The following is a 25,349-nucleotide window of genomic DNA, read 5'->3' as shown; positions in this document are numbered from 1 at the left end:
TAGTGACGAATTATATCAAAAAAAGTAAATTAAAAGTTATTTGTAGTTGTCTTGTTAAGAAAAGAGAGCTTAAGCTCCTTTGCTTGCTCTCTCTTTTCTTTTTGCTTTCATTTTATTTAGTGCTAATCTTCTCATATCAGCTGTAGTATCAGACTCATCCATAATTTCTAAGCCTAAAAGTGTTTCAATACAATCTTCTAAAGTAATAATTCCTTCAGTTTGATCATAATTATCAAGAACAACAAACATATGTTCTCTTTTTTCAATAAATTTATTTAAAGCTTTTCCAACAGGAATATTTTCGTTTAAAGCAAATACAGGTTTCATAATCGCTTCAATTTTCGATGTCTCGTTTTTAATTGCTTGTTTAAAAAGCTTTTTTGTTAAAATAACTCCAATTATATTATCAATTGTCCCCTCATATACAGGAACTCTTGAAAATTTATAAGTTCTTTTATCCTCTAAAATATCTTTAATTATAGTATCTTTTTCAACTGCATACATAACAGATCTTGGAGTTAAAATATCTTTTATTTTTATTTCGTTTAATGTTAAAGTATTTTCAATAATATCTGATTCTAAATCTCCAATAACACCTTCTTCTTCACTTAATAGTGTAGTATGAATTAGTTCTTCTCTTGATAATGAGTCAGAATTTTCTTTTCCTTTAATTTTTTTAGTTACAAATTGTGTAATTAAAATTATTGGATAAGTTAAAAATACAAATGCCTTAATAAAACTTGCACTTATTGGAGCTAATTGCTTCCAGTAAACTGCACCAATTGTTTTGGGAATAATCTCTGCAACAAATAATATTGCAAAAGTTAATACGATTGAAACAATCATTACTAATGTTGCATCACCTTCAAATACATTTTGAGCTTGAACACCAATGGCTGTCGCACCTAAAGTATTTGCAATAGTATTTAAAATCAATATTGAAGCTATAGATTGATCAATATTTGTTTTTAATTCTTTTAAAAGTTTTCCAGTTTTTGGATTTTCATTTTCAACTACTGAGATATAGCTAAAATTCGTAGATAGAATAACTGATTCTAAAACAGAACATAAAAATGACGTGCCTATTACAAGTATAAATAGAAATATTAATACATCCATTTTACACCTTTATTTACTAAACTGCACCTCTGGGAACTATCTTCCAATCACTACTCCTTTGTTATAAAAATTTACAACGTATAATACCAAAAAAATGATGAAAATGGTTTTTTTTTTGACAAAAAAAACAATTTTTTTGTATAATAATAAAAAAAGGAGGTAGTCATGGAATATGGATTGATTTCTAATATGAATCAGTATGCTGATAATCAACAGATTTTAATTCAGCAAATACAACCTTCAAATGAAATTGCAAAACTAAAAAGTGGTGATGAGGCAAAACAAATTGCCAAAGATTCTTTTTTTAAAAATGTAGAAGAGTCTTCTTCTTCAAATGAAATAAATAATGAAGTTTCAGAAGCAAGTGAAACTAAAGAGGTTACTGCACAAGATGTTGCGCAATATCAAGAAGTAGTACTTACTAATTTAAATTTTGGTTTTAACAACGATTCTAAAGATTTTTTTGTAAAAGCTGTAAGGGGTGAGTCTGAAAGTCAGTTTCCAACTGATGAGATGATGAAACTCAAAGCTTATTTTATAGCACAAGCTAAAGCAGAACAAGCAGCTGAATTAAGTTAAGTAGTTTAGCTACTTGATTGTGCTATTGATTTTTATTAATAAATCTCTTGCATAAAAATATTTCTCTAAATTTTCTAAACCCGATTCTTTTAATAGTGGTTCATATTTTTCAAAAACTTTCCAGATTTTTTCATAGCTATGAGGTCTTTTTTTATCAAAATATAAAGCTAAAGCAGTTGCTCCATTTATAAGACCTTGAACTGCTTTTGCTTTAATCCAATAAATTTCATTATCTGTTTGTTTATAGATATTTTTATAATTTCTCCAATCATCTTCAAGTAATTCATGGGCTTGAACAAACATATTATTTTCAATTGCATAAATAAATCTTTCAATAGATGTTGTTTGGGTAAAGATATTATTATTTACCATTTAATTCTTTATCTAAATAATATCCTGTGTAAGAAGAGGTTTCTTTATGTGTTTTTGCTAACTCTTCAGGTGTGCCCTCAGCAATAACTTTTCCACCTTTACTTCCTCCCTCTGGTCCCATATCAATAACCCAATCAGAGTTTTTAATAACATCAAGATTATGTTCAATTACAAGAACAGAATTTCCAACTTCCACTAGATGGTGTAATACTTTTGTTAATCTATCAACATCAGCAAAATGAAGTCCTGTTGTTGGTTCATCCAATACATATAAAGTGTTTCCGGTATCTTTTTTACTAAGTTCTTTTGATAATTTAATTCTTTGCGCTTCTCCACCTGAAAGGGTAACTGCATTTTGGCCAAGGGTTATATATCCTAGTCCAACATCAGCTAGTGTTTGAAGTTTTGCTTTTATTTTAGGAACTTTTTGGAAAAATTCTAAGGCTTCATCTACACTCATATTAAGTACATCTGAAATGTTTTTACCTTTATAAAGGATTTCAAGTGTTTGAGCATTATATCTATGTCCTTGACAATCATCACATTTAACCATAATATCTGGTAAGAAGTGCATCTCAATTTTTATTTCACCTTCACCTTGACATTTTTCACATCTACCACCTTTAACATTAAATGAGAATCTACCTATTTTGTATCCTCTTATCTCTGCTTCTTTTGTTTTTGCAAAAAGTGTTCTAATCTCATCCATTAGACCTGTGTATGTTGCAGGGTTTGATCTTGGTGTTCTTCCAATTGGAGATTGATCAAGATATATAACTTTATCAAGCTTTTCTAAGCCTTGAATCTCTACCCCATCAACCTTATTTACTTTTCTTGCATGATTTAATAACTCTTTTGCAACAGGAAGTAGGGTTTGTAAAATAAGTGATGATTTACCACTTCCACTAACACCAGTAATTGCACATAGATTTTTTAATGGTATTTTTACATCAAGGTTTTCAATATTATTGATATTTACATTTTTTATTTCTATAAACTCTTCTTGTGGTCTATTGTGTGGATATTCTATCTTTTTCTTTCCATTCATATATTGTGCAGTCAAAGTTTTAGCTTTATTCATCTGCTTTAATGTTCCTGCAAAAACAATTTCTCCACCATATTTCCCTGCATTTGGACCAATATCAACAATAAAATCAGCAGCTTCAATTGTTTCTTTATCATGCTCAACTACAATTACACTGTTACCTTTTTCTTGTAAGGCTTTTAATGTTTTTATTAGTTTACTTGTATCTCTTTCATGAAGTCCAATTGATGGTTCATCTAAAACATACATAACTCCTGTTAATCCTGAACCAATTTGTGAAGCAACCCTAATTCTTTGAGCTTCTCCTCCTGAAATAGTCCTTGCATCTCTTCCTAAGGTTATATATCCAAGACCAACATCATTTAAAAAGAAGATTCTCTCTTTTATCTCTTTTAAAATAGGAGCAGCAATCATCTTATTTTGTTCACTTAGGTATTCAAAGTTTTTTTCATCTTGGAAAAAGGCATGGGCTTCTTCAATTGGTTTATTTATCACATCTGAAATAGTTTTTTTAGCAACATATACACTTTGAGAAGAGGGTTTTAATCTATTTCCATTACAATCTGAACATTTTTTTTCAGTCATAAACTCAGCCATATCTTTTTCATCTTTTATCATGTCATAGGCAATTTTAACAATACCTTCCCATTTTCTTGTAAGATTATGTCTTTTCCAAACAAATTTTGCTTCTTCAATACCGCCATGTAAAATAGATTTTTGTTGATGTTCTGGTAACTCTTTGAAAGGGATTGTTGTATCTATTCCCGCCCCTTGGCAGTAGGCAATAAGCATTTTAAAATAGTAACCTTTATTAAATCCATATATAATTTTAATGGCACCATCTTCTAATGGAAGTTCTTCATTTACAACTTTTTTCATATCTAAAGCATATCTAATACCTAAACCATCACAAGAAGAACAAGCACCCTTTGGTGAGTTAAATGAGAAAGATAATGGCTCTAAAGGTTCAAAAGAGATTTTACAATCAAAGCAAGCCATATGTTCTGAGTAATGGATATGTTTATCTACTCCAACTTCTTCATGGTTCATAACTTCAACTTCAAGTTCTCCAAATGATTCTTTTAAACCTTTTTCGACATCTTGAGCAATTCTATCTTTGTTTTCCTCTTTTACTACAACCCTATCAATTACAACTTTGATAGTGTGCATTTTATTTTTTTCTAACTCTACATCTTCATCAAGTCTTGCCATAACTCCATCAATCATGGCTCTTACATAACCTTTACTTCTTAAGCTATCAAGTAAATCTGCAAAGGTTCCTTTTTTTCTATTGATTAATGGGGCTAATATAACAATTTTAGAATTTTCTGGAAGTTTTAAAACTTGATCAATTACATCACTTGCACTCATTTGAGAGATTGGTTCTCCACATTTATGACAATGCTGTTTTCCTACCCTTGCATATAAAAGTCTAAAGTAGTCATAAACCTCAGTGATAGTTCCAACTGTAGACCTTGGGTTTTTAGAAGTTGTTTTTTGGTCAATTGCAATTGCAGGAGTTAATCCTTCAATCCTTTCAACATCAGGTTTACCAACTTTATCTAAAAATTGTCTAGCGTAAGCACTAAGAGATTCAATATATCTTCTTTGCCCTTCTGCATAAAGTGTATCAAAAGCAAGCGTCGATTTTCCAGAACCTGAAAGACCAGTAAAAACAATAAGTTTATTTTTTGGAATCTCTAAATTTATATTTTTTAAGTTGTTTTCTTTTGCATTGTATATTTTAATTGTATCAGTCATAAATAGTCCATTAAAAAAATTTTAAGGGCGCATTATATCATAATAGTTTATTAATATGTAGTAATTTCAACTACTATTTATATATACTAAAAAAACTTTAAACTTGAAGTTTATTTATACCTTACAAATCAAATGAAACTTTTTAAGATATCTCTTTTTAAGAGTATGGTTTGTATCATTTTTTGTTATTTAAAGGATTAATTTTGAAAAATGTTTTTTTACTGATATTTACACTATTTGTTTTTACCGCTTGTTCTAATAAAGATTTGGTTTTAAGTTATGATTTGAAAAAGGAGGAGGGTATTTTTTCAAATAAAGAGGGAAAAATGATTAATACTTCAATCCTTGTAAAACAATTTGAACACTATCCTATAATATTTGTTGGTGACCATCATAATACTAAAAAAACCCATGAATTTTTTAATGAATTGCTAAAAGAGATGGATAAAAATGGATATAAACTTAATTTAGCAAATGAATGGTTTTCTCCAAGCCACGATAAGATATTAGAAGAGTATACAAGTGATAAGATAGATTCAAAAAAATTAAAAGAGGAAAGACAGTGGGATAAATTTACTAAATTTAAGTGGGAGTATCTAGAACCTATTTATGAAACTGTAAAGAAAAATGGTGGAAGATTATATGGAATCAATCTTACAACAGAAGAAAGAAAAAAAATATCAACTAAAAATACAAAAGATATGTCTAAAGCTGAAAAAGATTTTTATGATTCTTTAGATTTAAATGTAAATGCCCATCAAAAATTAGTTATGCCATATTTAAATCATTGTAAAAAAATGCCAAATGAAACTAATGAACCTTGTGAGGAAAGAATGTATAGAGTTCAGGTTGCTTGGGATAGTTTTATGGCTAACAATGTTGCTGAACTTTCAAAAAAAGTTTTAAAAACTAAAAAAGACAAGTTGTTGGTTTTTGTTGGTTCTATGCATATTGAATATGATTTGGGTATTCCATTAAGATTTGCTAGATTAAGTAATCTTCCTTTTTTAACAATCTCTAATGAAAAAATTTCAGAGAAAGAAGATTTAGAAATAGATATTAATAAATCAGATTTTGTATATATTTACAATTAGAAGATAACTTAAGTTTTTATTAAAAATGATATTTAAATTGATTATCAAATTTAATAGATTTGGAGTATTAGGCAATTGATATAGATAATTGTTCTATTGGTTTTTTTTAAATTTTCATAGAATAAAGTGGTAAGATTTCGAAATTAGGAGTAAATATGAATTATATATTTGTTGATGAAAAAAGATTTGAATTAAAAGATATTCCTCAAGACACCCCAATACTTTGGGTATTAAGAGATTACTTAGACCTTACTGGAACTAAGTTTGGATGTGGTGTTGGTATGTGTGGAGCCTGTACTGTATTACTGGATAATCAAGCAATTAGAAGTTGCTCAACTCCTATAAGCAAAGCATATGGCAAAAAAATCACAACTATTGAAAATAAAGAAGATAAAGAGTTAAATGCTTTAAGGATTCAATGGCGAGAACACGATGTTGCACAATGTGGATATTGTCAATCGGGGCAACTTGTAAATGCTGCAGGATTATTAAAGTCAAATTCAAAGCCATCAAAAGATGAGATTATCTCAGCTATGGATGGAAATATTTGTAGATGTGGTACTTATAATAAAATATTAACAGCAATTTCATCTGTTTCTAAAGGAGCATAATATGAGTTTAAATAGAAGAGATTTTGTAAAAAATAGTGCCCTTTTAAGTTCAGCTTTTATTGTAGGGTTTAATCTGCCAACAAAAGGTATGGCTTCTAAAGTAGAGAAAAAAAGTGAAGTTATTGAACCAAACGCTTTTATAAAAATTGATAAAGATAATACAATTACTTTTTATCTTGGACAAGTTGAAATGGGGCAGGGAGCTTATACTGGTATTGCTATGTGTATAGCCGATGAACTTGATGCTTTTTGGGATGAAATTATTTTTGAACCAGCTCCTGTGAATGATGTATTTAATATTCCTGGAATGCCAATGATGTTAACTGGTGGGTCTATGAGTATTAAAACTCAACAACAAAGAGTAAGACAAGTTGGGGCTACTTTAAGATATATGTTAAAAAGTGCTGCTGCAAAAAAATGGCAAGTAAGAATGTATGATGTATCAACAAAAGATTCTTTTGTAATCAATAAAAAAACAAAAGAAAAACTTTCATATGGTTCTTTAATTGAAGATATAAAAAATATGAAACTTCCAAATGATGTAAAACTAAAAAGTGCTAAAGAACATACTTTAATTGGGAAAAGAATAAAAAGACATCCTTTAGAAGTGGAAGAAAAAATTACTGGTCAAGCTAAATTTGGTATTGATGTTAGATTACCTAATATGAAATATGCAGCACTTGTTCAACCTATATCTTTTGGAGCTAAAATTATCAGTTATGATGATTCTAAAGCAAAAAACATGCCAGGGATTTTAAAGATTAAAAAACTTTCAAATGAAAAAATAGCAATTATTGCTGAACATTGGTATCAAGCAAAAATGGCAATTGATAAAGTTGAAGTAAAATGGGATAAAGGTGATTTTGGGAAAGTTAGTTCTGAAGATTTGGAAAAAGAATATATAAGCTATTTTGATAAAGATGATTTGCCAATTATGAAAAAAGATGGTAATACAAATGAAGCTTTTAAAAATGCTAAAAAAGTAGTTGAGGCACAATATACTTTTCCATTTTTGGCCCATGCACCAATGGAACCATTAAATTGTACTGTTCATCATCAAGGTAGTAAGGCGTTTATGTCTGTGGGTGGTCAATTTCAAACACTTTATAGAGGAACTTGTGCAAAAATTTTAGGTATAAAACCTGAGGATGTAGAGTATTATAACAATTATTTAGGTTCAAGTTTTGGTAGACGAGCAAACCCAGCTAGTGATTTTGTTATTGATGCTGTTTTGGTTGCAAAAGATGAAAAATGGCCAATACAAACTTTATGGACAAGAGAAGATGATATTAAAATGGGTTATTATAGACCTCTTACTGTAAATAAAGCAAAAATGGCAGTTGATGAAAATGGTTATATTACAGCTTTTAAAGCAGATGTTATTAATCAGTCTTTGACAAAAGGGACAATGTTTGAAGGGTTTATGTATAAAGATGGTATTGATGCAACACAAAGGGAAGGTTTAGAAACCCATCCATATAATATTGCAAATCATGATTTAAAAGCCTTTTGTCCAGATTCCCCTGTTCCGGTATTATGGTTGAGATCTGTTGGACATACAACTTCAGCACCTGTTGTTGAAAATATAGTTGACCAAGCTGCTATTGCTTCTGGTATTGATCCCCTTGATTTTAGAATTAAAAATCTAAAAAGTCCTAGATTTGTAAAATTATTAGAAAATGTTGCTAAACAATCAGATTGGTACAATAGGGAGAAAAATAGTGGTTATGGTGTAGCTATTGCTGAATCATTTGGAAGTATCGTTGCATATGTTGTAAAAGTTAAAGTTGAAAACAATGATTTTAAAGTACAAAATGTATGGGGTGCAGTTGATTGTGGTATGGCTATAAATCCATTGGGAATTGAAAACCAAATTGAAGGGTGTATCAATTTTACTATTGGATATATTAAGTATGCACAAATTTCTTTAGAAAATGGGGCAACAGTTCAAAACAATTTTTATGATTATGAGGTAAATAGAATTAAAGATGCTCCTGAATCTATAAATGTTGAGATTATCAATTCAGGTGAAAAAATTGGTGGTATTGGTGAAGTTGGAGTTCCTCCTATGTTTGCAGCAGTAATTAATGCTTTATATGATGCAACGGGAAAAAGATATACTAATTTCCCAATAAAACTTGGATAAACAATGTTTTCAAATAAACAATTACATAGGTTTTTAGCTAATTCAAAAGAAAGAAAACTAGATATTGCTTTAACCTATGTTGAAAAGACAACTGGTTCAACTTTTTCTAAAAAAGGAACTTTAATGCTTGTAAACTCAAATTTTGAGTTTGCAGGTGTATTAGGAAGTGGTTTTTTACAAGAAAAAGTAAAAGAGAATTCAAAAGATGCCTTAAATTTAAAAGAAGAAATAGTTTTTGAATCAATTACAAAAGACCCAAGTTCTGGACATGGAAATAGTAAATATAGGACTATTCCTTTTTATTATGAAAATATGTATGAAGGGATTGGCAAATATATAAATAAAGTATTTTCCCTATTGATTTTTGGAAGTGGGGCTCATATAAGTTCTTTAATATCAATGGCAAATTTAATGGGTTGGAAAACAACTATAATTGATGTTAACTTAAAAAAACAGTTTTGTAAAGAAGCTGATAAATTAATCAATTTAGAAAAATTGGAAGATATAAAAAGTTTAAATCTTTTTAATTATGACGCAGCTGTAATTTTAAGTCATAATCCTAAAACAGATGATACTTATTTGGAGAGTTTATTAAAAACAGATATAAGTTATATTGGATTAATGGGAAATAAAAACAATGCAAAAAGAAAAAAAGAGCAGTTTAACTTAGAAAATGAAAAAAGATTTTTTGCTCCAATTGGAATAGATATTGGAAGTTATACTCCTGAATCAATAGCTCTTTCTATTTGTTCACAAATAGAAGCAAATAAAAATGGGAAATTATAATTGGAAAAAGTTGAAGATTTAGCAGTTTTAATTTTAGCAGCGGGTACCTCAAGTAGATTAGGAAAACCTAAACAATTAATTAAATATAAAAATAAAAGTTTAATAAAAATTGTTATTGAAAAAGGATTATCAATAAGTGACAATGTAACTGTAGTTTTAGGTCATAAAGCAACAACTATTGTTGAGGAGATAATCGATTATCCAATCGCAATTGCTGTAAATCCAAGATTTCAAGATGGTATTGCTAGTAGTATTTGTTTTGGTATAGAGCAAATACAAGAGTATGATAGATGTTTAATCATGTTATGTGATCAACCTTTTATACCATTGTCTCATTTTGAAAAACTAATTGAAAACTTGGAAAAAGACTCTTTAATTGGGTCAAAATATGGAAGTTTAGCAACAGTTCCAGCTATTTTTTCTAAAAAATATTATCCAAGCTTACTAAAACTAAAAGGGGATAAAGGAGCTAAATCAATTTTGGTAAAAAACAATGCTCCTACAATAAAATTAGAAAAAAAAGAGGCTATTGATATTGATACAAAAGAAGATATAAGTACATATTTAGATTTATAAACTTTAAAAACTAATCAAATCTTTATTATAATGATTAGATAATTTTTACAAATAGTTTTAAAAGGGTTATAAATTGGAATATATCGATAGTTTTGTAATTGAAAATGAAAGGTTTTTTTATTTTAGTTTAGAGAAAATAATAAATGAAAACCCAAAATTAGAGAAATTACCACTTTCCTTGAAAATTCTTTTAGAAGCAAATATAAGAAATTCAAAAAATGAATTAACAACAAAAAAGATTTTAGATATATTTGCAAATAGAAAAGATGAATTTATAAACTTTTATCCATCAAGGGTAGTTTTAAAAGAGTATACAGCTATCCCTACACTCGCAGAACTTGCAAAACTAAAAGAGGAAAAACTAAAAAGTAAAAAATTAAATCTTAGTGTTGATTTATTACTTCAATATATGAAGGAAAATGAAGATACCTATAAACTTGCGAAATGGTGTGACAAAAATTTTTCAAACTTAAGAGTTATCCCACCAGGATCAAAAATAATTCATCCCATTAATTTAGAATATCTTTCAACTGTTTTACATATAGAAAAAATAGAAGAGAAGTTTCTTTTATTTCCTGAAACTATAGCTATCTCAGATTATAAAGATAATATGACAAATTCTTTTGGAGTTTTAGGTCATAAATTAGAATCAATTGATGCTTTAGCGACAATATTAGGCTTACCTCTTAAAATTAAATTGCCAAAAGTTGTTGGGATAAAAGTTGTTGGAAAACCAAAAGATGGAGTATTATCATCAGATTTTTTACAAGTTTTACTTGATGTTTTAGAAAACGCAAATTTAGATGAAAAAATTGTTGAATTTTATGGGGACGGATTAAAATATTTAACCCTAGAAAATAGAACTAAAATTTTAAATAAGGCTTCTTCTTATAAGGCTTTATGTTCTTTTTTTGCAATTGATGAAAAAACTATTTTGTACTACAATAAAACTAGACAAAATGAGGATTTTAGTAAATTAGTTGATAAATATTTAAAAACACAAAAACTTTTTTTAAATGAGGAAAACAATTTAGAATATGATGAAAGTATAGAATTTGATTTAAGTAATATTTTTCCAAGGGTAATGCCTAATTTAAAAAATGAGGTTTTTAAAGATAAAAATATAGTCTTGTCATTGATTGATACTTCAAATGGTTTTTTAAATCCATTTTTAATTATTCATTGTGCTTTAGTAGCCAAAAAAGCATACGAAAAAGGTTTTAGAATTGATTCAAAAATAAAAGCTTTTTTCAAAACAGATTTAACGGTGTATGATTATTTGGCAAATCTTGATTTATTAAAATATTTGGAAGGGATTGGTTTTTATTTTGTTAACACAAATGGAAAAATTGAAGAAAAACTAAGTCCTAATATATTAACTGATTGTTCAATTAGTTCAGGGACTTTAGAAAATAATTATATTAATGAAAATATCAAACTTAATTATACTATGTCAGCATCTTTGGTTGTTATTCATTCTTTAATAGGAAGTATGAAACTAAAGGTTTTTGATAAATTGAATCCAAATGAATTATGGCCAGAGCATAGTGAAGTTCTAAGGTATTTGGAAAAAATTGATGATACTTTATATAAAGATATTTATAAAAATATTTTTTTAGGAAATGAAAAATGGCAAGATATTATAGTTGAGAAAAGTGAATCTTTTCCATGGAATGATGACTCTAGTTTTGTACAGGTATTTCCTTTTAAAGAAGAGAGTTTTAAAGATAAAATAAATATTGAAAATGGTGAAATTCTAGCTTTATTTAATAATGAGATAAAAACTAAATATATCTCTTCAAATATTCAAATAACTCCATATATTAATGTTGCAAATTTTCTTCAAGAAAAAGGTGTAAAATCTTTTGATTTTGGAACCTTTGAAGATAGAAGAGGATGTAGTAAGCTGATGGTTTTAGGTGCTTTTGATACAAATGAGATAAAAAATATGATGGTATCAAAGGAGGGTGCATTTACAAAAGACTTCAAAACAGGTGAAATCATATCTTTTTATGAAAAGTCAAAAAGAGTCCATCAGTCTCAAAAAGACTTAATCATAATAGCAGATGAAAATTATGGTATCGGAGAAACAAACGATTGGGCAGCAAAAGCTACAAAACTTTTAGGAGTAAAAGCAATAATTGCAAAATCATTTGGTGAGAATCATAGAAAAGATTTGATTAAAATGGGTATTTTGCCTTTACAATTTATTGATGATGATATTAAATCTTTAAATCTAAAAGGTTATGAGTCAATAAATATTAAAAATAGTGAAATTAAAAAAGATTTAAAATTAGATGCTTTTATATATAAAGGGGAGCAAATATATCAAATAAAGTTAAAACTTAGACTTGATAATGAATTTGAGATTCAAATATATAAAAATGGCGGTCTAGTTCCTTTTATTTTAAAGGATATTGTTTAAGAGACTTTAAAAAAAGTATCATAAATCATTGTAATTAAAATTAAGAAATTTAAAAATAAGATTGATTGTTTATATGAAGTAATAGGTGTTGTATTTTTTATTTTTATTCCAAAATATACCCCAACAAGTGAAGCTAAACCAACTATAAACCCTTCATAAAAAAGCATTTGTCCTGCTAAAGATAAAGAAATAAATCCAGCAATTGAAGAAAAAATCACAAAAAATAAACTAAGACTTGTAGCAGTTTTTAATGGATACTTAGCAACACCTACAAGAAGAGGTATTAACATAATAGCACCACCTACACCAATACTCATAGCTATAATACCTACAATAAAACCTATTATAAATAACGAGGCTTTACTATGATTCTTAACTTCTTGTGAAGATTGAGCAGGGGAGATAAAGATTTTGATAATTGATAAAACAATTATTATAATAAATAAGTATTGTAAAAATTCATTTGATACAAGTGAGTGTACAAAACTATTTTGAAGACCCCCTACAAACCCTCCAACTCCTAAAATAAAACCATCTTTGAAGATGTTTTTGGCTTTTTTTGCATTTAAAAATGAACCATATATTGAACTAAATACCATTTGCATTATTGAGATTGCAATTGCCTCTTTGATAATAAAACCAGAAAGTATCAACATTGGAACTAAAATAGTACCTCCACCAATACCAAAGAAGCCGGATACAAAACCTGTAATTAATCCAAAAAGTAAAAGTTCAATCAATTAGGTTACTTTTTTTCAATTGAATTCATTGCTTTAATGAATTTTGTATAAATGTTTTCTAATTCATTTTCCTCTTTTTCTAAATCAACATCTTTACAAGAATCCATATGATGTTCTAAAAGGGCAACTCTTTTTAATAGATATTCAAACATCTCTTTGTTGATATCTGGAAGATCACTATGATTAAGTCTTCCATTTTTATCTTCTCTTTTTATGATTTTGGCTGGAACTCCAACTGCTGTTGAGTTCTTAGGCACATCGCAAATTACTACAGAATTTGCTCCAATTTTACTATTTTTACCTATTACAAGGTTTCCTAATACTTTTGCTCCACTTCCAATAACAGAGTTTGCTCTAATAGTAGGGTGTCTTTTCCCTCTATCAAGACTTACTCCACCAAGTGTAACCCCTTGATAGATTAAAACATCATCTTCAATTATTGCAGTTGCTCCAATAACTACTCCAATTGCATGGTCAATAAATACTCTTCTTCCTATTGTTGCAGCTGGATGTATATCTGTTTTAGTAAATAATGAACCAATTCCAACAATTGCCCTTGATAGTTTTACCCATCCTTTATTATAAAGTCTATTTGCAATTCTATGGTTTATAATTGCCCAAACCCCAGGATAATTAAAAAATAGTTCAAAACTTGAATCTAGGGCAGGGTCGTTAAGTTTAGGTACAGAAAAATCCTCTTTTATCTGTTTCCATAAACCTAACTCTTTTTCCTCTTTTAAAATTTTTTCTTTTATTAGTTCATGTATGTTTTTTTTATCTTCCATATTAGCTCCAAGTTGTTTTTAGATAACTGTTGTCATGCAAATATTTTTTTAGTATCTTATATGTATTGTTATCTAAATTCTTTTTTAAAACCTCTTTTATCTGTTTTGTATCATAATCTATATCTTCAAGGATATCGATAATTTTTTGAGATTCTAGAATATTTTCTAGTTTAACCTCATTATTTTCAAATATAACATTTATTTCTGTTGGGTGAGAGAATAAATTATGTCTCATCCCTAATATATCTTGATATGCTCCTACATGGAAAAAACCAAGATAATACTCCTCTTTTTTTAAATCTAAATCATGTAAAAAAAGTGGTTTATTTGGATCAAATCCAATTTCACCATCACTATCACAAGTTATATCCCATAAAGATGCACTTCTTGTTGGGTTTTTATTTAAATGTGTAATTGGCATAATAGGAAACTCTTGTTTTATACCCCAAAAATCAGGTAATGATTGAAAAATTGAAAAGTTAACAAGATATTTTTCTTGAATCTTATTATCAATTCTTTTTAATTCATCATAATCATCAACCTCTAAAAACCAAATAGCTTTTTTAATAATTAGGTTTGTTAGAATTTCTGCATTACTTCTATCTTCTAAATCAATATAACCCAAATCAAAAAGTTTTAATAATGAATCTAGGTGATCAATACTATCGTGCATATATTCAAGTGCTGTTTTTGAATTTATATCATTGTATAGGTCTCTTAGCTCTTCAATTAGTGGTGGGTTAATCTCTTTTAACCTTAAATGTTCTTCATCAAATTCTGCTGTAAAAAGTTCTAAAACAGGAGTAATTAAAACAGTCGAAGAGGCACTAATAAACCTACCAGATTCAGTAAAAATATTTGGTTCTTCTACCCCTTTTTGTTTTGCAATATTTTTTAGTGTAAATATTACATCATTTGCAAACTCTTGTAAGCTATATTGTAAAGTTCTTTGAAATTGAGAATACTCAACTGCTAAACCACCACCAATGTTAATAGCATTTAATTTTGTAGCACCAAGGTTCTTTAATTCCGCATAGATATGTCCAGCTTCTTTAAGGGCATTTTTAAGGGGCTTAATTGTATTCATTGCTGAACCAATATGGAAATGAATCATTGTAAGCATATCAGATAAGTTGTTTTCTTCAAGCATCTCAAAGGCTTCAAGAATCTCCGTTGAACTTAATCCAAATTTTGCATCAATTCCACCAGATTTTGCCCATGCACCACTTCCACTATTAAATAATCTAACTCTAATCCCAATACTAGGAGTTGGTAAATTTGTTTCTTTTTCAACTTCTAAAATTGTTTCAAGTTCATTTAATCCTTCAATGATTACAGTAATATCATGTCCCATCTTTTTCGCAATAAAAGCTAAATGAATCATCTCTTTATCTTTAAAACCATTAACAGTTATTGGTGAACCATATTTATTATAAGTCATGGCTAAGAAAAGCTCGGCTTTACTTCCAGCTTCTAATCCATAATTGTATTTTTCACCACATTTTATTAATGGATGAATAAAGTTTGGAAGTTGATTAACCTTTAAAGGAAATACAGCATTGAACTTTCCTTTATAATTATATTCATCTATAGCATTATTATATAGATTAAATAGCTTATCTATTTGTTTTTGTATAAGATGTGGAAATCTAAAAAGTAAAGGGCCTTTATAGTCCTGCTCTCTTATCTCTTTTACCATTTCAATTAATGAAGGCTTAGATGCATAGTTAATTTTAACAACACCATCTTCTATTATAAAGTTATCATCAGCCCAAATGTCAATACCATAATTATTCAAAGTTAAAAATCCTCAATTTTGATTGTTTTTTCTTCTTGTGTTTTAATATTTTTAACAAATATTGTTCCATTTTTTAATTCATTTTCCCCAATTAAAGCTACTATACTAGCATCTTGTTTTTGAGCAATTTTAAAGTGTTTCCCAAAACTTCTTGGAGTATATTCCATTATAGTTATGGAGTTTTTTCTTTTTTTAGAAGCGATTTTTGTTAAAAGGTTTAATGCTTCATCTGTCATTGCGCCAAGATATATTGTATCTTTATCCTCTTCTTTTGTTTTAATTAATTCAAGTAATCTTTCTATACCAATTGCAAATCCTATTCCAGGAGTTGCTCTTCCACCTAGAAACTCAACTAATCTATCATATCTTCCACCACCAGCTATTGCACTTTGAGAACCTATTTCTGAAGAGGTAAATTCAAAGGCTGTTTGAGAGTAATAATCTAAACCTCTAACAAGATTTGTATCAACTACATATTCTATATTGTTATAGTCTAATACATCTTTAAGACTTATAAAGTCACTATCACATTTTTCACATAAATTGTTAGTGATTTTAGGGGCATTGTATAATAGTTTTTGACAGTTTTCATTTTTACAATCTAAAACTCTAATTGGATTTGTTTCAATCCTTTTATTACAGTCTTCACAAAGGTTTTCTTTTATATTTGTTAAATACTTAACTAGGTTTTCTCTATACGGAGGCATACATGTTGGACAACCTAATGAATTTAGTTGTAATTTAAACTTAATTTCAAAGAAATCAAGAATATCTTTAAGCATCATTATAATTGTTGCATCTTCATAAACTGATGCTTGACCAAACACCTCTGCTCCAAATTGATGGAACTGTCTTAATCTACCTTTTTGAGGTCTTTCATATCTAAACATTGGTCCATAATAAAACCATCTATATGTTCCACCAGCTCTATCAAATTTATTTTCTACAAAACTTCTAACAACCCCTGCTGTACCTTCAGGTCTTAGGCAAACATCGTTTTCACCTTTATCAATAAATTGATACATCTCTTTATTTACAATATCTGAACTTTCACCAACACTTCTTTTAAATAATGCTGTTTCTTCTAAAATTGGAGTTTCTAAGTAGGTAAACCCATAGTTTTTTGCAATTCTTGATGCATTTTCTACAAAATATGTAAATAGTTTACTATCGTCACCTAATATATCATTCATTCCTCTTAAGCTTTGAATGTTAGCCATTTATAAAATCCTCTATCTTTTTTGAAATCTCTTCGATGCTAAGGCTTGCATCTATAAAAATATGATTTAAATTTAGTATTTCTACTGTTTTTTTCATTCTATTTTGAATATCAATTAAATAATCAATACCCCTTGATTCGATTGAATCGTTTGTTTTACCGCTTAATCTTTTAGTTAATTCATCCTTTGATAACTCTAATAGTATCACATGACTAGGAAGAATATTTGATGTTGCAATAAGGTTTAAACTTGTAACAACTTCAAGGGGCAAGTTAGAAGCATAAGAGATACCGCTAATTACACTTCTATCACTTACAACAATTCCTTCTTTATTTGGTTTTATTATCTCTTCAATATGTTCAGCTCTATCAGCCAAAAAAAGGAACATCTCCGCAACTTTACTTTTGGCTTCACCATTTAAAGCCATTGCCCTTAATTTTAAACCAATTTCAGTTCCACCTGGTTCTTTAGTGAAAACAGCTTGGGGAAACTTTTGTTTTAGTATATCAAGTTGAGTTGATTTACCTGCCGTGTCTATACCTTCAATTACTATATACATTCTAGAACCTCTTTTGGTACCAAGTGTTGGTATTTTCCATTAAATTTAATAACTTCTCTAACAATTGTTGATGAAACAAAAGCATTCTCTAGCTTTGGCATCAAATAAAGTGTTTCAATATCTTTATTTATAGATGAATTTGCATAACCCATTTGAAGTTCATATTCAAAGTCAGAAACGGCTCTAAGCCCTCTAACAATAGTATTTATTTTTAATTCTGTTGCTAAATCAACAAGTAAAGTATCAAATCCTACAACTTTAACATTCTCAATTTTATTTGTTGCTGCTTTAACAAACTTAACCCTTTGTTCATGGTCAAACATTGGATTTTTTGCTTCACTTTGTGCAACAGCAATAATCACTTCTTCAAAAATATTTGAAGCTCGACAAATAATATCCATATGACCATTTGTAATAGGATCAAAAGTTCCACTATAAATAGCTTTCTTATAAGTTCCTTCTACATTTTTTTCTCTTTTGCAATTTCCCATTTTTATTTCCATCTTTCATATAGATTGTGTTCAATTTTTAATAAATCAAACCATTTTCCTATTAAAAAATCTTCCATAAGTTCTATAGAATCTTGTTTTGAATAGTAGGCTAATACAGGTGGGGCAATAATCACTCCAAGAGTTGATAGTTTATGCATGTTTTCTAAAGCAAGAGTAGAAAAAGGCATCTCTCTTGGTGCTAAAACAACCTCTCTTTTTTCCTTTAACATCACTGTAAAAGCTCTAGTTATAAGATTGTCTGAAATACCAACAGCACATTTTGCAAGGGTATTCATTGAACAAGGAAGTATTATCATTTTGTCAGTTTTAAAAGATCCAGATGAGATACACGCTTCTATTTGATGTTCTTTAAAAATATGAGTATTTTCCCTTTTTAAAAGTTCATCTTTTATGTCGATGTTCTGCTCCAGTTTCAAAGCTTTTCGGGCACTTTTTGATACCACTACAAAAGCTTCAACACTTGAAGGCAGTTTTTGTACAAATTTAAGTGCAAGTTTAGCGCCACTTGCTCCTGTTATTCCAATTACTAATTTCACTTTTAAAAACCTTCATAAAGTACTAATAAAAGGAGATATTAGCCAAAAAAGACTTTATTTTCAAAAGAATAATAAATATCATTGATAAAATTATCTAAATAAGCTTTTTTTAAGCTTAAATTAATAAATAAAAGTATATCATTTTGTATAAGTTTTAAATATATATAATTTAACAATTTGTTTATTAAATATATTTAATTATATTTTTTGTAAAGGAATTAATATGTCTAAAGTTTTCACATATGTTAGAGTTAACAACAATAATGAGAGTTATACAAAAGATCAAAAAAAAGGTTTAGAAGAATATATTTCTAAGAACAATATTTCTATTAATAAAGAGATTGAAATAGTTATAGATACTCCTGATGATGAGAAAAATATTCTGGACTTTTTAAAAAGCTGTGAGCATTCTTCAACTGTTGTTGTTTATGATTTAAATGTTTTTGGCAGAACCATTGAGACAATTTTAGAGATAGTTAAGTTTTTACTTTCAAATAAAATTAGAATTATTATTGTTAAACAAAATCTTGATTTAATTGATGATAAAGATATGTTGACACAAATGATACTTGGTGTTATCTCGATGACTGTAAACCTTGAAAAGGATTTAATGAGTTTAAGAACAAAAGAAGCTCTAACTGCAAAAAAATTAAAAGGTGAAAGTTTAGGAAAACCAAAAGGAACAATTCAAAAATCTAAGTTTGATAAACAAAGAGATAAAATAGAAGAGTTATTAGCTGTTGGATTATCAGTTAGAAAAATAGCAAAACTATTAGGATATAATAATCATATTGGTTTGAACAATTATGTTAAAAAAAGAAATATTAGACATTCTTTGCCAAATACACTAGACATAGCTAGTTGAAACTCTAAGAAAAAGGCTAATTAAATGTTTGCAATTTATAACAACAATGGATTGAGTTTTAGAAGCACAATTGATAATTTATATACTCTTTCCAATGTTGATTCAATTGCAAGGGTTAGAAACAATACAGAAGAGGGTCTTCCTAAAGACCATAGCTTAAAATCTAAAAAAAAGCTTTATGAAAATCAAAATATTGAAGAGGCTAAAGCTGTTTACAAAAAAATGGCTAATATTGATACAAAAGAGCCAATTTTTCATGTAGAAGATTTAATGACAAGGGATGTAATAAGTTTAAATGAGGATAATACTCTTCTTGAAGCCTACGAATTGATGCAAGAACATGAATTTAGACAAATTCCTGTTTTAAAAAAAGATGATAATCAAATTATTGGTTTGGTAACTCAAGAGTTTATTTTAGATTTACTTGTTGGTGATTTAGAATTTGCTCAAAACATTATGCAACGAGAATTATCAACTTTTGATTTTAATGAAGTTATAACTAGTGATCCCATAACTGATATTAGAAGGGTTGCTAAGGTTATGGTTGATTTTTCCTTAACGGCAATACCTGTAGTTGACCAAGATGATAATTTATTAGGAATTGTTTCACGGGCAAATATTTTAAAAGCAGTAGCTAATACTCCTCCTATGCAAATCTGGGGTTAAATAGTCAAGTATAAGTAAAACTTTTATTTCTCAAAGCTTTAATTATAAAATTTTTTTATATAATTCGCCATGGAAAAAATATATGGAATTTTATTAAGTATTTTAGTTGCCTTTTTTGCCTTTTTTTTATCTTCTTATATACCAATTGGCTCTGTTGCAATAGCAATTATTTTAGGTGCTATAGTTGGAAATTTAATTAAATTACCTTCAAAATTCAATTCAGGAATAACTTTTAGTGAAAAGACTATCTTAGCTCTTGCTATCTCGCTATTAGGAATTAATTTAGATTTTAATGTTTTAGAAGAGTTAGGTTTTGGAACAATTTTATTAATTATAATCTCATTAATATCAACCATAGTTTTTACAAATTTTCTTGCAAAAAAACAAAATTTTGATACTAAATTCGCTTTAATTTTAGGTATTGGTAATGCAGTTTGTGGAAGTGCTGCAATTGCCGCAACAAAAGATATAGTAAAACTTGATAAAGAAAAATCTGCTTTAGCTATTGCTATTGTTAATTTATTAGGAACCATTGGTTTATTTGTTTTGCCTATTATTGGAGTTTTATTAGGATTAAGTGATGTTCAAATAGGGATTTTATTAGGAAACACATTACAATCTGTTGGGCATGCAATAGCTGCAGGTTTTGGAGTAAATGAAACAGTTGGGCAAAGTGCGACAATTGTAAAAATGGGAAGAATATTACTTTTAACACCTGTGATTCTATGGCTTATCTATTTTGTTGCTAAAAAATCAACTACTACAACAGAAACTTCACAAAAGATTCAAGTGCCACTTTTTATACTTGGATTCATTTTCTTTTCTATTTTAGCTTCAGTTGGAATTTTGCCTGAAAAAATAGTTGAAGGGATCTCTTGGAGTTCTGAAATGCTTTTAATTATAGCAATGAGTGCAATTGGACTTAAAATTTCATTTAAAGCTATTAAAGAGAGTGGTTGGGATGCGTTTGTTTTAGCTGGCTATGTATTTAAATTTCAAATTATCTTTTCTTTGCTTATGATTATAATCTTACAACAATAAATGTAGTTAATATCAGTTAATATTTAAATAATATCGGTATGAGGCTTTTGTAAATCCTAGTTGTTCATAATATGCCTGAGTTGCTTTACGTGATAAAGATGTTGTGACTTCTAATTGGGCACAAGATTTTGCCTGTGCTTGATTAAGAGCAAAATCAATAAGCTTTTTTCCAATACCTGTATTTCTTGAGTTCTCATTTACAACAATTGAAGTAATACGGCAAAGAGATTTTTGAATAGGAAAATAATGAAAGTAAATAAGTGACATCAGCCCTACGACTTTTGATTCTTTTATAGCAATAAAAACTTCAGAATTTTTATCCTCTAAAGATAAAGCTGATAATAATTGCGATTCTTCACTTTCATAACCTAATTGTAGTAAAAGAGATTTTATATCATAAACATGTATCGGTTCAGCTTTTATTATATTTACCATAATCAACACTCCTTTAAGTAAGAACTATATATTCAAATTATATATTCTAAAACTTAACTTGAAATAATGAGAGATAAATTTTCATGTCTTAAAATCTTAATACTCAATTCAAACAACTTATTGTAAAATAATCAACTTTTTAAAAAGAATTGGAGAAATTATGAAGGTACTATTAATTAAAGATGTAAAAGGAACTGGTAAAGCAGGTGACATTAAAGATGTAAAAGATGGATATGGAAAAAACTTTTTAATTGCAAAAGGTTTTGCTTTACATGCTACTGATGAAGTTATTGCAAATTTTGAAGAGGAACAAAAAATAAAAGCAGCTGCAGAAGCACAAGAGATTGCAGATGCAAAAGAACTTGCGGAAAAATTAGAATCAACTAAATTAACTATAAAACATAAAGTTGGTGCAAATGGTCACTTGATTGGTTCAGTTACAAATAAAGAGATTAGTGAAGCTTTAGAAGCAGATTTTGGAATTGTTATTGATAAAAAAGCTATCACTTTAGATAAAAAAATTAAAGCAACAGGTATTTTTACAGTTGATTGTAAATTAGGTCATGCAATTCATGCAAGTTTAAAAGTTGATATTATTGGAGTTGAATAGATGTTTGAAGCTACAACCATACTTGCTTACAAAGGTCAAGGACAAGCTGTAATTGGCGGCGATGGTCAGGTTACTTTTGGTAATGCAGTTTTAAAAGGAAATGCTACAAAAATTAGAAGACTTTATAAAGATCAGATTTTAGCTGGATTTGCTGGAAGTACAGCTGATGCTTTTAATCTATTTGATATGTTTGAAGGTCACTTAGAAACATCTAAGGGTGATTTATTAAAAGCAGTAGTTGCATTTTCAAAAGAGTGGAGAAAAGATAAAGTTCTTAGACGACTTGAAGCTATGATGATTGTTTTAAATAAAGAACATATTTTTATATTAAGTGGTACTGGTGATGTTGTTGAACCTGAAGATGGAAGTATAGCTTCAATTGGTAGTGGAGGAAACTTTGCTATTAGTGCCGCAAGAGCACTTGCAAAACATTCAGATTTAAAACCAGTTGATTTAGTAAAAGAATCACTAATGATAGCAGGTGAACTTTGTATATATACAAATCAAAATATAAAGATTTTAGAGATAGAGGATTAATATTAAATGGAAATGACACCAAAGCAAATTGTAAAATATTTAGATGATTATGTAATTGGGCAAGATAATGCTAAAAAAACTATCGCCCTAGCTTTGAGAAATAGATATAGAAGAATGAATGTTGAGCCAATCTTACGTGAAGAGATAATGCCAAAAAATATTTTGATGATTGGAAGTACAGGAGTTGGTAAAACAGAAATAGCAAGACGACTTGCAAAAATGATGGGATTACCATTTATTAAAGTTGAAGCTTCAAAATATACTGAAGTTGGATTTGTTGGTCGAGATGTTGAATCTATGATTAGAGATTTAGTTTATGAATCAATAAATTTAGTAACAAGAGAATTTGAAGATAAAATTAAAGATAAAATTGATGATGAAGTAAATAAACAAATAATTGAAAAATTAGTACCACCTCTTCCTGAAAGTGCAAGTGAAAGTGCAAGAGAGTCATTTATTAAAACTTACAATAAAATGGAAGAGAAACTTTTAAATGGTGATTTAGATGATAGAAAAATCGAAATAGAAGTTCCTAAAAAGACTCATGTTGAAATTATTGATTCATCTATGCCAATGGATATGAGCTCTATGCAAGAAAGCCTAAGTAAAATGCTTGGTGGTTTAAATAAAGAGAAAATCAAAAAAGAAGTTACAATAAAAGATGCAAAAATATTGTTAAAAGATGTAGCTAGTGATTCTTTACTTGACCATGAGGCTATTAAAATAGAAGCAGTTAAAAGATCTGAAAATGGTGGTATTATTTTCTTAGATGAGATTGATAAGATTGCAACAGGAAAAAATAATCAAAATCAAGACCCAAGTAAAGAGGGTGTTCAAAGGGACTTACTTCCAATTGTTGAGGGAAGTTCAGTTCATACTAAATTTGGACAAATTAAGACTGACCATATTTTATTTATTGCAGCAGGGGCTTTTCATGTTAGTAAGCCAAGCGATTTACTCCCAGAGTTACAAGGAAGATTTCCTTTAAGAGTAGAATTAGAAAATCTGGATGAAGAAGCTTTATATAAAATATTAACTAATACAAAAAATTCTCTTTTAAGACAATATCAGGCACTTTTAGCAGTAGAAAAAGTTGAACTAGAGTTTAATGATGAAGCAATAAGAGCTTTTGCTAAATATTCAGTAAGTGCAAATGAAAAAACTGAAGATATTGGAGCTAGAAGACTTCACACAGTTATTGAAAAGGTGATTGAAGATATCTCATATGAAGCCGATGAAAAATCAGGTGAAAAAGTTATTATCACAAAAGAGCTTGTGGAAGAGAAACTTGAAGATATTGTAGAAAATGAGGATACAGCGAGATATATTCTTTAAAAAATTTAATTTTTAATTTATTATTATTTTTTTTTGGATAGAATTTATAAAATCTTCTTTAGGAGTCGTATATGAAAATTGTAACTTTTTGTGATGTAGATGATTCAGTTATTGATTCAAAACATGATGTTGAGCATTTTGAAAGTGGAAACAGTGGTGGTGCACAAATTGCAATCTTAGATATTAATACAATATTTGATTTTGAAGAGAATAAATTAGAAGCGTGTGCTGAAAAATTTATTTCTATTGCATTGCTTGATGATGAAAGTGATTTTGACGCCTTTAAAAACTTTGGTGTTGATGCTTGGATTAAAACTGAAGATATTGAAGATATCAATGGTTTATTAAATTTAATTGAGAAAAGGTATTTCGCATCATAATAGATACACATATACATCTTGATAATAAACAATACTATGAAGATATAGATGAAGTTATAAATCGTGCCCTTGAAAATAAAGTTAAAGGCTTTTTAATTCCAGGAGCAGATTTTAACGATTTACCTCAAGCTATAAAACTAGCAGAAAAATATGATGAAGTTTTTTTTGCTGTTGGAATACACCCTTATGATATTGATATGTATGATGAAGCAATTATGGAAAAATATGTAAATCATCCAAAATGTATTGCAATTGGTGAATGTGGGCTTGACTATTATAGACTTCCTGAAGATGAAGAAGAAAAACAACAAAATATAAAAAAACAAAAAGAGGTTTTTATAGCTCAAATTGAGTTTGCAAAAAAAGTAAAAAAACCTCTTATTGTTCATATTAGAGATGCTTCAAACGATTCAAGAGAAATATTAATTGATACAAATGCGAAAGAGGTTGGTGGAGTTTTACATTGCTATAATGCAAGTGAACATCTTCTTCCTTTATCTGAACATAATTTCTATTATGGAATTGGTGGAGTCTTAACATTTAAAAATGCAAGAAAACTTATAGAGGTTTTATCAAAAGTTCCCAAAGAAAAACTTATTATAGAAACTGATGGTCCATATTTGACGCCACATCCTCATAGAGGGAAAAGAAATGAGCCTTTTTATACAAATTTAGTGGCAGAGAAAATGGCTGAATTATTAAATATGACAAAAGATGAGATAGAAGAACTTACCACAAATAACGCAATAAGGCTATTTAAGGAATTTTCTACGATACTTTAGCTATACTATTGTCTATTTTTATATATAGGAAAGT

General features: G+C 28.4%; 26 protein-coding genes. 15 read left to right on the top strand and 11 right to left on the bottom strand.

Annotation, left to right across the window (positions count from 1 at the left end):
* Positions 1-69: 69 nt before the first annotated feature.
* Positions 70-1,119: a CNNM domain-containing protein gene (locus tag FDK22_RS09505; RefSeq protein WP_138152696.1), complete on the bottom strand. Its 1,050-nt coding sequence runs from the start codon at positions 1,117-1,119 to the stop codon at positions 70-72.
* A gap of 165 nt (positions 1,120-1,284) precedes the next feature.
* On the opposite strand from FDK22_RS09505, the gene FDK22_RS09500 reads away from it, so the two are divergent.
* The gene (locus tag FDK22_RS09500; protein ID WP_138152695.1) at positions 1,285-1,698 is read left to right on the top strand and encodes a hypothetical protein; all 414 of its coding nucleotides are present in this window, start codon (positions 1,285-1,287) and stop codon (positions 1,696-1,698) included.
* Between the two features lie 9 nt (positions 1,699-1,707).
* Here the strand turns inward: FDK22_RS09500 and FDK22_RS09495 are convergent, their stop codons facing one another.
* The gene (locus tag FDK22_RS09495) at positions 1,708-2,070 is read right to left on the bottom strand and encodes a DUF309 domain-containing protein (protein WP_138152694.1); all 363 of its coding nucleotides are present in this window, start codon (positions 2,068-2,070) and stop codon (positions 1,708-1,710) included.
* Positions 2,060-4,876, bottom strand: coding sequence for an excinuclease ABC subunit UvrA (gene uvrA / locus FDK22_RS09490; RefSeq protein WP_138152693.1), 2,817 nt, complete (start codon positions 4,874-4,876; stop codon positions 2,060-2,062). The genes FDK22_RS09495 and uvrA overlap by 11 nt, the downstream gene beginning before the upstream one ends.
* Before the next feature lie 203 nt (positions 4,877-5,079).
* Between uvrA and FDK22_RS09485 the strand changes: the two genes are divergently transcribed.
* The 6 genes from FDK22_RS09485 to FDK22_RS09460 all read left to right on the top strand — a co-directional run bounded on the left by FDK22_RS09485 (position 5,080) and on the right by FDK22_RS09460 (position 12,514).
* Positions 5,080-5,970: a ChaN family lipoprotein gene (locus tag FDK22_RS09485; protein WP_138152692.1), complete on the top strand. Its 891-nt coding sequence runs from the start codon at positions 5,080-5,082 to the stop codon at positions 5,968-5,970.
* A 155-nt stretch (positions 5,971-6,125) separates the two neighbouring features.
* A complete protein-coding gene (locus tag FDK22_RS09480) occupies positions 6,126-6,581 on the top strand; it encodes a (2Fe-2S)-binding protein (protein WP_138152691.1) in 456 nt (151 codons plus the stop codon).
* Between the two features lies 1 nt (position 6,582).
* Positions 6,583-8,727 carry a xanthine dehydrogenase family protein molybdopterin-binding subunit gene (locus FDK22_RS09475; RefSeq protein ID WP_138152690.1) on the top strand — a complete coding sequence of 715 codons (2,145 nt, stop codon included), beginning with the start codon at positions 6,583-6,585 and terminating at the stop codon, positions 8,725-8,727.
* A 3-nt stretch (positions 8,728-8,730) separates the two neighbouring features.
* On the top strand, positions 8,731-9,513 hold the full coding sequence (locus tag FDK22_RS09470) for an XdhC family protein (RefSeq protein ID WP_138152689.1): 783 nt from the start codon (positions 8,731-8,733) through the stop codon (positions 9,511-9,513).
* Positions 9,514-10,089, top strand: a complete 576-nt coding sequence (locus FDK22_RS09465; RefSeq protein WP_138152688.1) for a nucleotidyltransferase family protein — start codon at positions 9,514-9,516, stop codon at positions 10,087-10,089.
* Positions 10,090-10,162: 73 nt separating this feature from the next.
* Positions 10,163-12,514, top strand: coding sequence for an aconitase family protein (locus tag FDK22_RS09460; protein ID WP_138152687.1), 2,352 nt, complete (start codon positions 10,163-10,165; stop codon positions 12,512-12,514).
* On the opposite strand, the gene FDK22_RS09455 is transcribed toward FDK22_RS09460, so the two are convergent.
* The 7 genes from FDK22_RS09455 to FDK22_RS09425 are packed head-to-tail and all read right to left on the bottom strand — an operon-like array spanning position 12,511 to position 18,664.
* Positions 12,511-13,254, bottom strand: coding sequence for a sulfite exporter TauE/SafE family protein (locus FDK22_RS09455; protein WP_228711687.1), 744 nt, complete (start codon positions 13,252-13,254; stop codon positions 12,511-12,513). The two genes, FDK22_RS09460 and FDK22_RS09455, sit on opposite strands and share 4 nt — an antisense overlap.
* 5 nt (positions 13,255-13,259) lie before the next feature.
* Positions 13,260-14,039 (bottom strand): serine O-acetyltransferase, encoded by a 780-nt coding sequence (gene cysE / locus FDK22_RS09450; RefSeq protein WP_138152686.1) that lies wholly within the window; start codon positions 14,037-14,039, stop codon positions 13,260-13,262.
* A gap of 1 nt (position 14,040) precedes the next feature.
* Complete coding sequence (gene speA / locus FDK22_RS09445) at positions 14,041-15,837, bottom strand: biosynthetic arginine decarboxylase (RefSeq protein WP_138152685.1); 1,797 nt, start codon at positions 15,835-15,837, stop codon at positions 14,041-14,043.
* Between the two features lie 2 nt (positions 15,838-15,839).
* Complete coding sequence (hisS, locus tag FDK22_RS09440; RefSeq protein WP_138152684.1) at positions 15,840-17,057, bottom strand: histidine--tRNA ligase; 1,218 nt, start codon at positions 17,055-17,057, stop codon at positions 15,840-15,842.
* Entirely contained in the window at positions 17,050-17,616 is a 567-nt protein-coding gene (gene tmk, locus FDK22_RS09435; RefSeq protein WP_138152683.1) for a dTMP kinase, read from the bottom strand. Before tmk ends, hisS begins: the two co-directional genes overlap by 8 nt.
* The gene (gene coaD, locus FDK22_RS09430) at positions 17,607-18,107 is read right to left on the bottom strand and encodes a pantetheine-phosphate adenylyltransferase (RefSeq protein WP_138152682.1); all 501 of its coding nucleotides are present in this window, start codon (positions 18,105-18,107) and stop codon (positions 17,607-17,609) included. Before coaD ends, tmk begins: the two co-directional genes overlap by 10 nt.
* A 2-nt stretch (positions 18,108-18,109) precedes the next feature.
* Positions 18,110-18,664 (bottom strand): UbiX family flavin prenyltransferase, encoded by a 555-nt coding sequence (locus FDK22_RS09425; protein ID WP_138152681.1) that lies wholly within the window; start codon positions 18,662-18,664, stop codon positions 18,110-18,112.
* 223 nt (positions 18,665-18,887) lie between these two features.
* Between FDK22_RS09425 and FDK22_RS09420 the strand changes: the two genes are divergently transcribed.
* The 3 genes from FDK22_RS09420 to FDK22_RS09410 all read left to right on the top strand — a co-directional run bounded on the left by FDK22_RS09420 (position 18,888) and on the right by FDK22_RS09410 (position 21,236).
* Entirely contained in the window at positions 18,888-19,529 is a 642-nt protein-coding gene (locus FDK22_RS09420) for a recombinase family protein (RefSeq protein ID WP_138152680.1), read from the top strand.
* Between the two features lie 24 nt (positions 19,530-19,553).
* On the top strand, positions 19,554-20,195 hold the full coding sequence (locus FDK22_RS09415; RefSeq protein WP_138152679.1) for a CBS domain-containing protein: 642 nt from the start codon (positions 19,554-19,556) through the stop codon (positions 20,193-20,195).
* A gap of 69 nt (positions 20,196-20,264) precedes the next feature.
* Entirely contained in the window at positions 20,265-21,236 is a 972-nt protein-coding gene (locus tag FDK22_RS09410) for a YeiH family protein (RefSeq protein ID WP_138152678.1), read from the top strand.
* 12 nt (positions 21,237-21,248) lie between these two features.
* Here FDK22_RS09410 and FDK22_RS09405 read toward each other — a convergent pair whose 3' ends face one another.
* Positions 21,249-21,671: a GNAT family N-acetyltransferase gene (locus tag FDK22_RS09405; RefSeq protein WP_138152677.1), complete on the bottom strand. Its 423-nt coding sequence runs from the start codon at positions 21,669-21,671 to the stop codon at positions 21,249-21,251.
* Between the two features lie 160 nt (positions 21,672-21,831).
* On the opposite strand from FDK22_RS09405, the gene rplI reads away from it, so the two are divergent.
* The 5 genes from rplI to FDK22_RS09380 all read left to right on the top strand — a co-directional run bounded on the left by rplI (position 21,832) and on the right by FDK22_RS09380 (position 25,315).
* The gene (gene rplI, locus FDK22_RS09400; RefSeq protein ID WP_138152676.1) at positions 21,832-22,281 is read left to right on the top strand and encodes a 50S ribosomal protein L9; all 450 of its coding nucleotides are present in this window, start codon (positions 21,832-21,834) and stop codon (positions 22,279-22,281) included.
* Positions 22,282-22,818 (top strand): ATP-dependent protease subunit HslV, encoded by a 537-nt coding sequence (hslV, locus tag FDK22_RS09395; protein ID WP_138152675.1) that lies wholly within the window; start codon positions 22,282-22,284, stop codon positions 22,816-22,818. It abuts the gene before it with no gap.
* Between the two features lie 6 nt (positions 22,819-22,824).
* A complete protein-coding gene (gene hslU / locus FDK22_RS09390) occupies positions 22,825-24,153 on the top strand; it encodes an HslU--HslV peptidase ATPase subunit (protein WP_138152674.1) in 1,329 nt (442 codons plus the stop codon).
* Positions 24,154-24,224: 71 nt separating this feature from the next.
* A complete protein-coding gene (locus FDK22_RS09385; RefSeq protein WP_138152673.1) occupies positions 24,225-24,533 on the top strand; it encodes a hypothetical protein in 309 nt (102 codons plus the stop codon).
* Positions 24,527-25,315: a TatD family hydrolase gene (locus FDK22_RS09380; RefSeq protein ID WP_138152672.1), complete on the top strand. Its 789-nt coding sequence runs from the start codon at positions 24,527-24,529 to the stop codon at positions 25,313-25,315. Before FDK22_RS09385 ends, FDK22_RS09380 begins: the two co-directional genes overlap by 7 nt.
* The last annotated feature ends 34 nt before the right edge of the window (positions 25,316-25,349 follow it).

The organism is Arcobacter arenosus, from assembly GCF_005771535.1.
GTDB classification, from domain to species: domain Bacteria; phylum Campylobacterota; class Campylobacteria; order Campylobacterales; family Arcobacteraceae; genus Halarcobacter; species Halarcobacter arenosus.
Note: the sequence above shows the minus strand (reverse complement) of the source record. Positions and strands in the feature narration are given on the sequence as shown.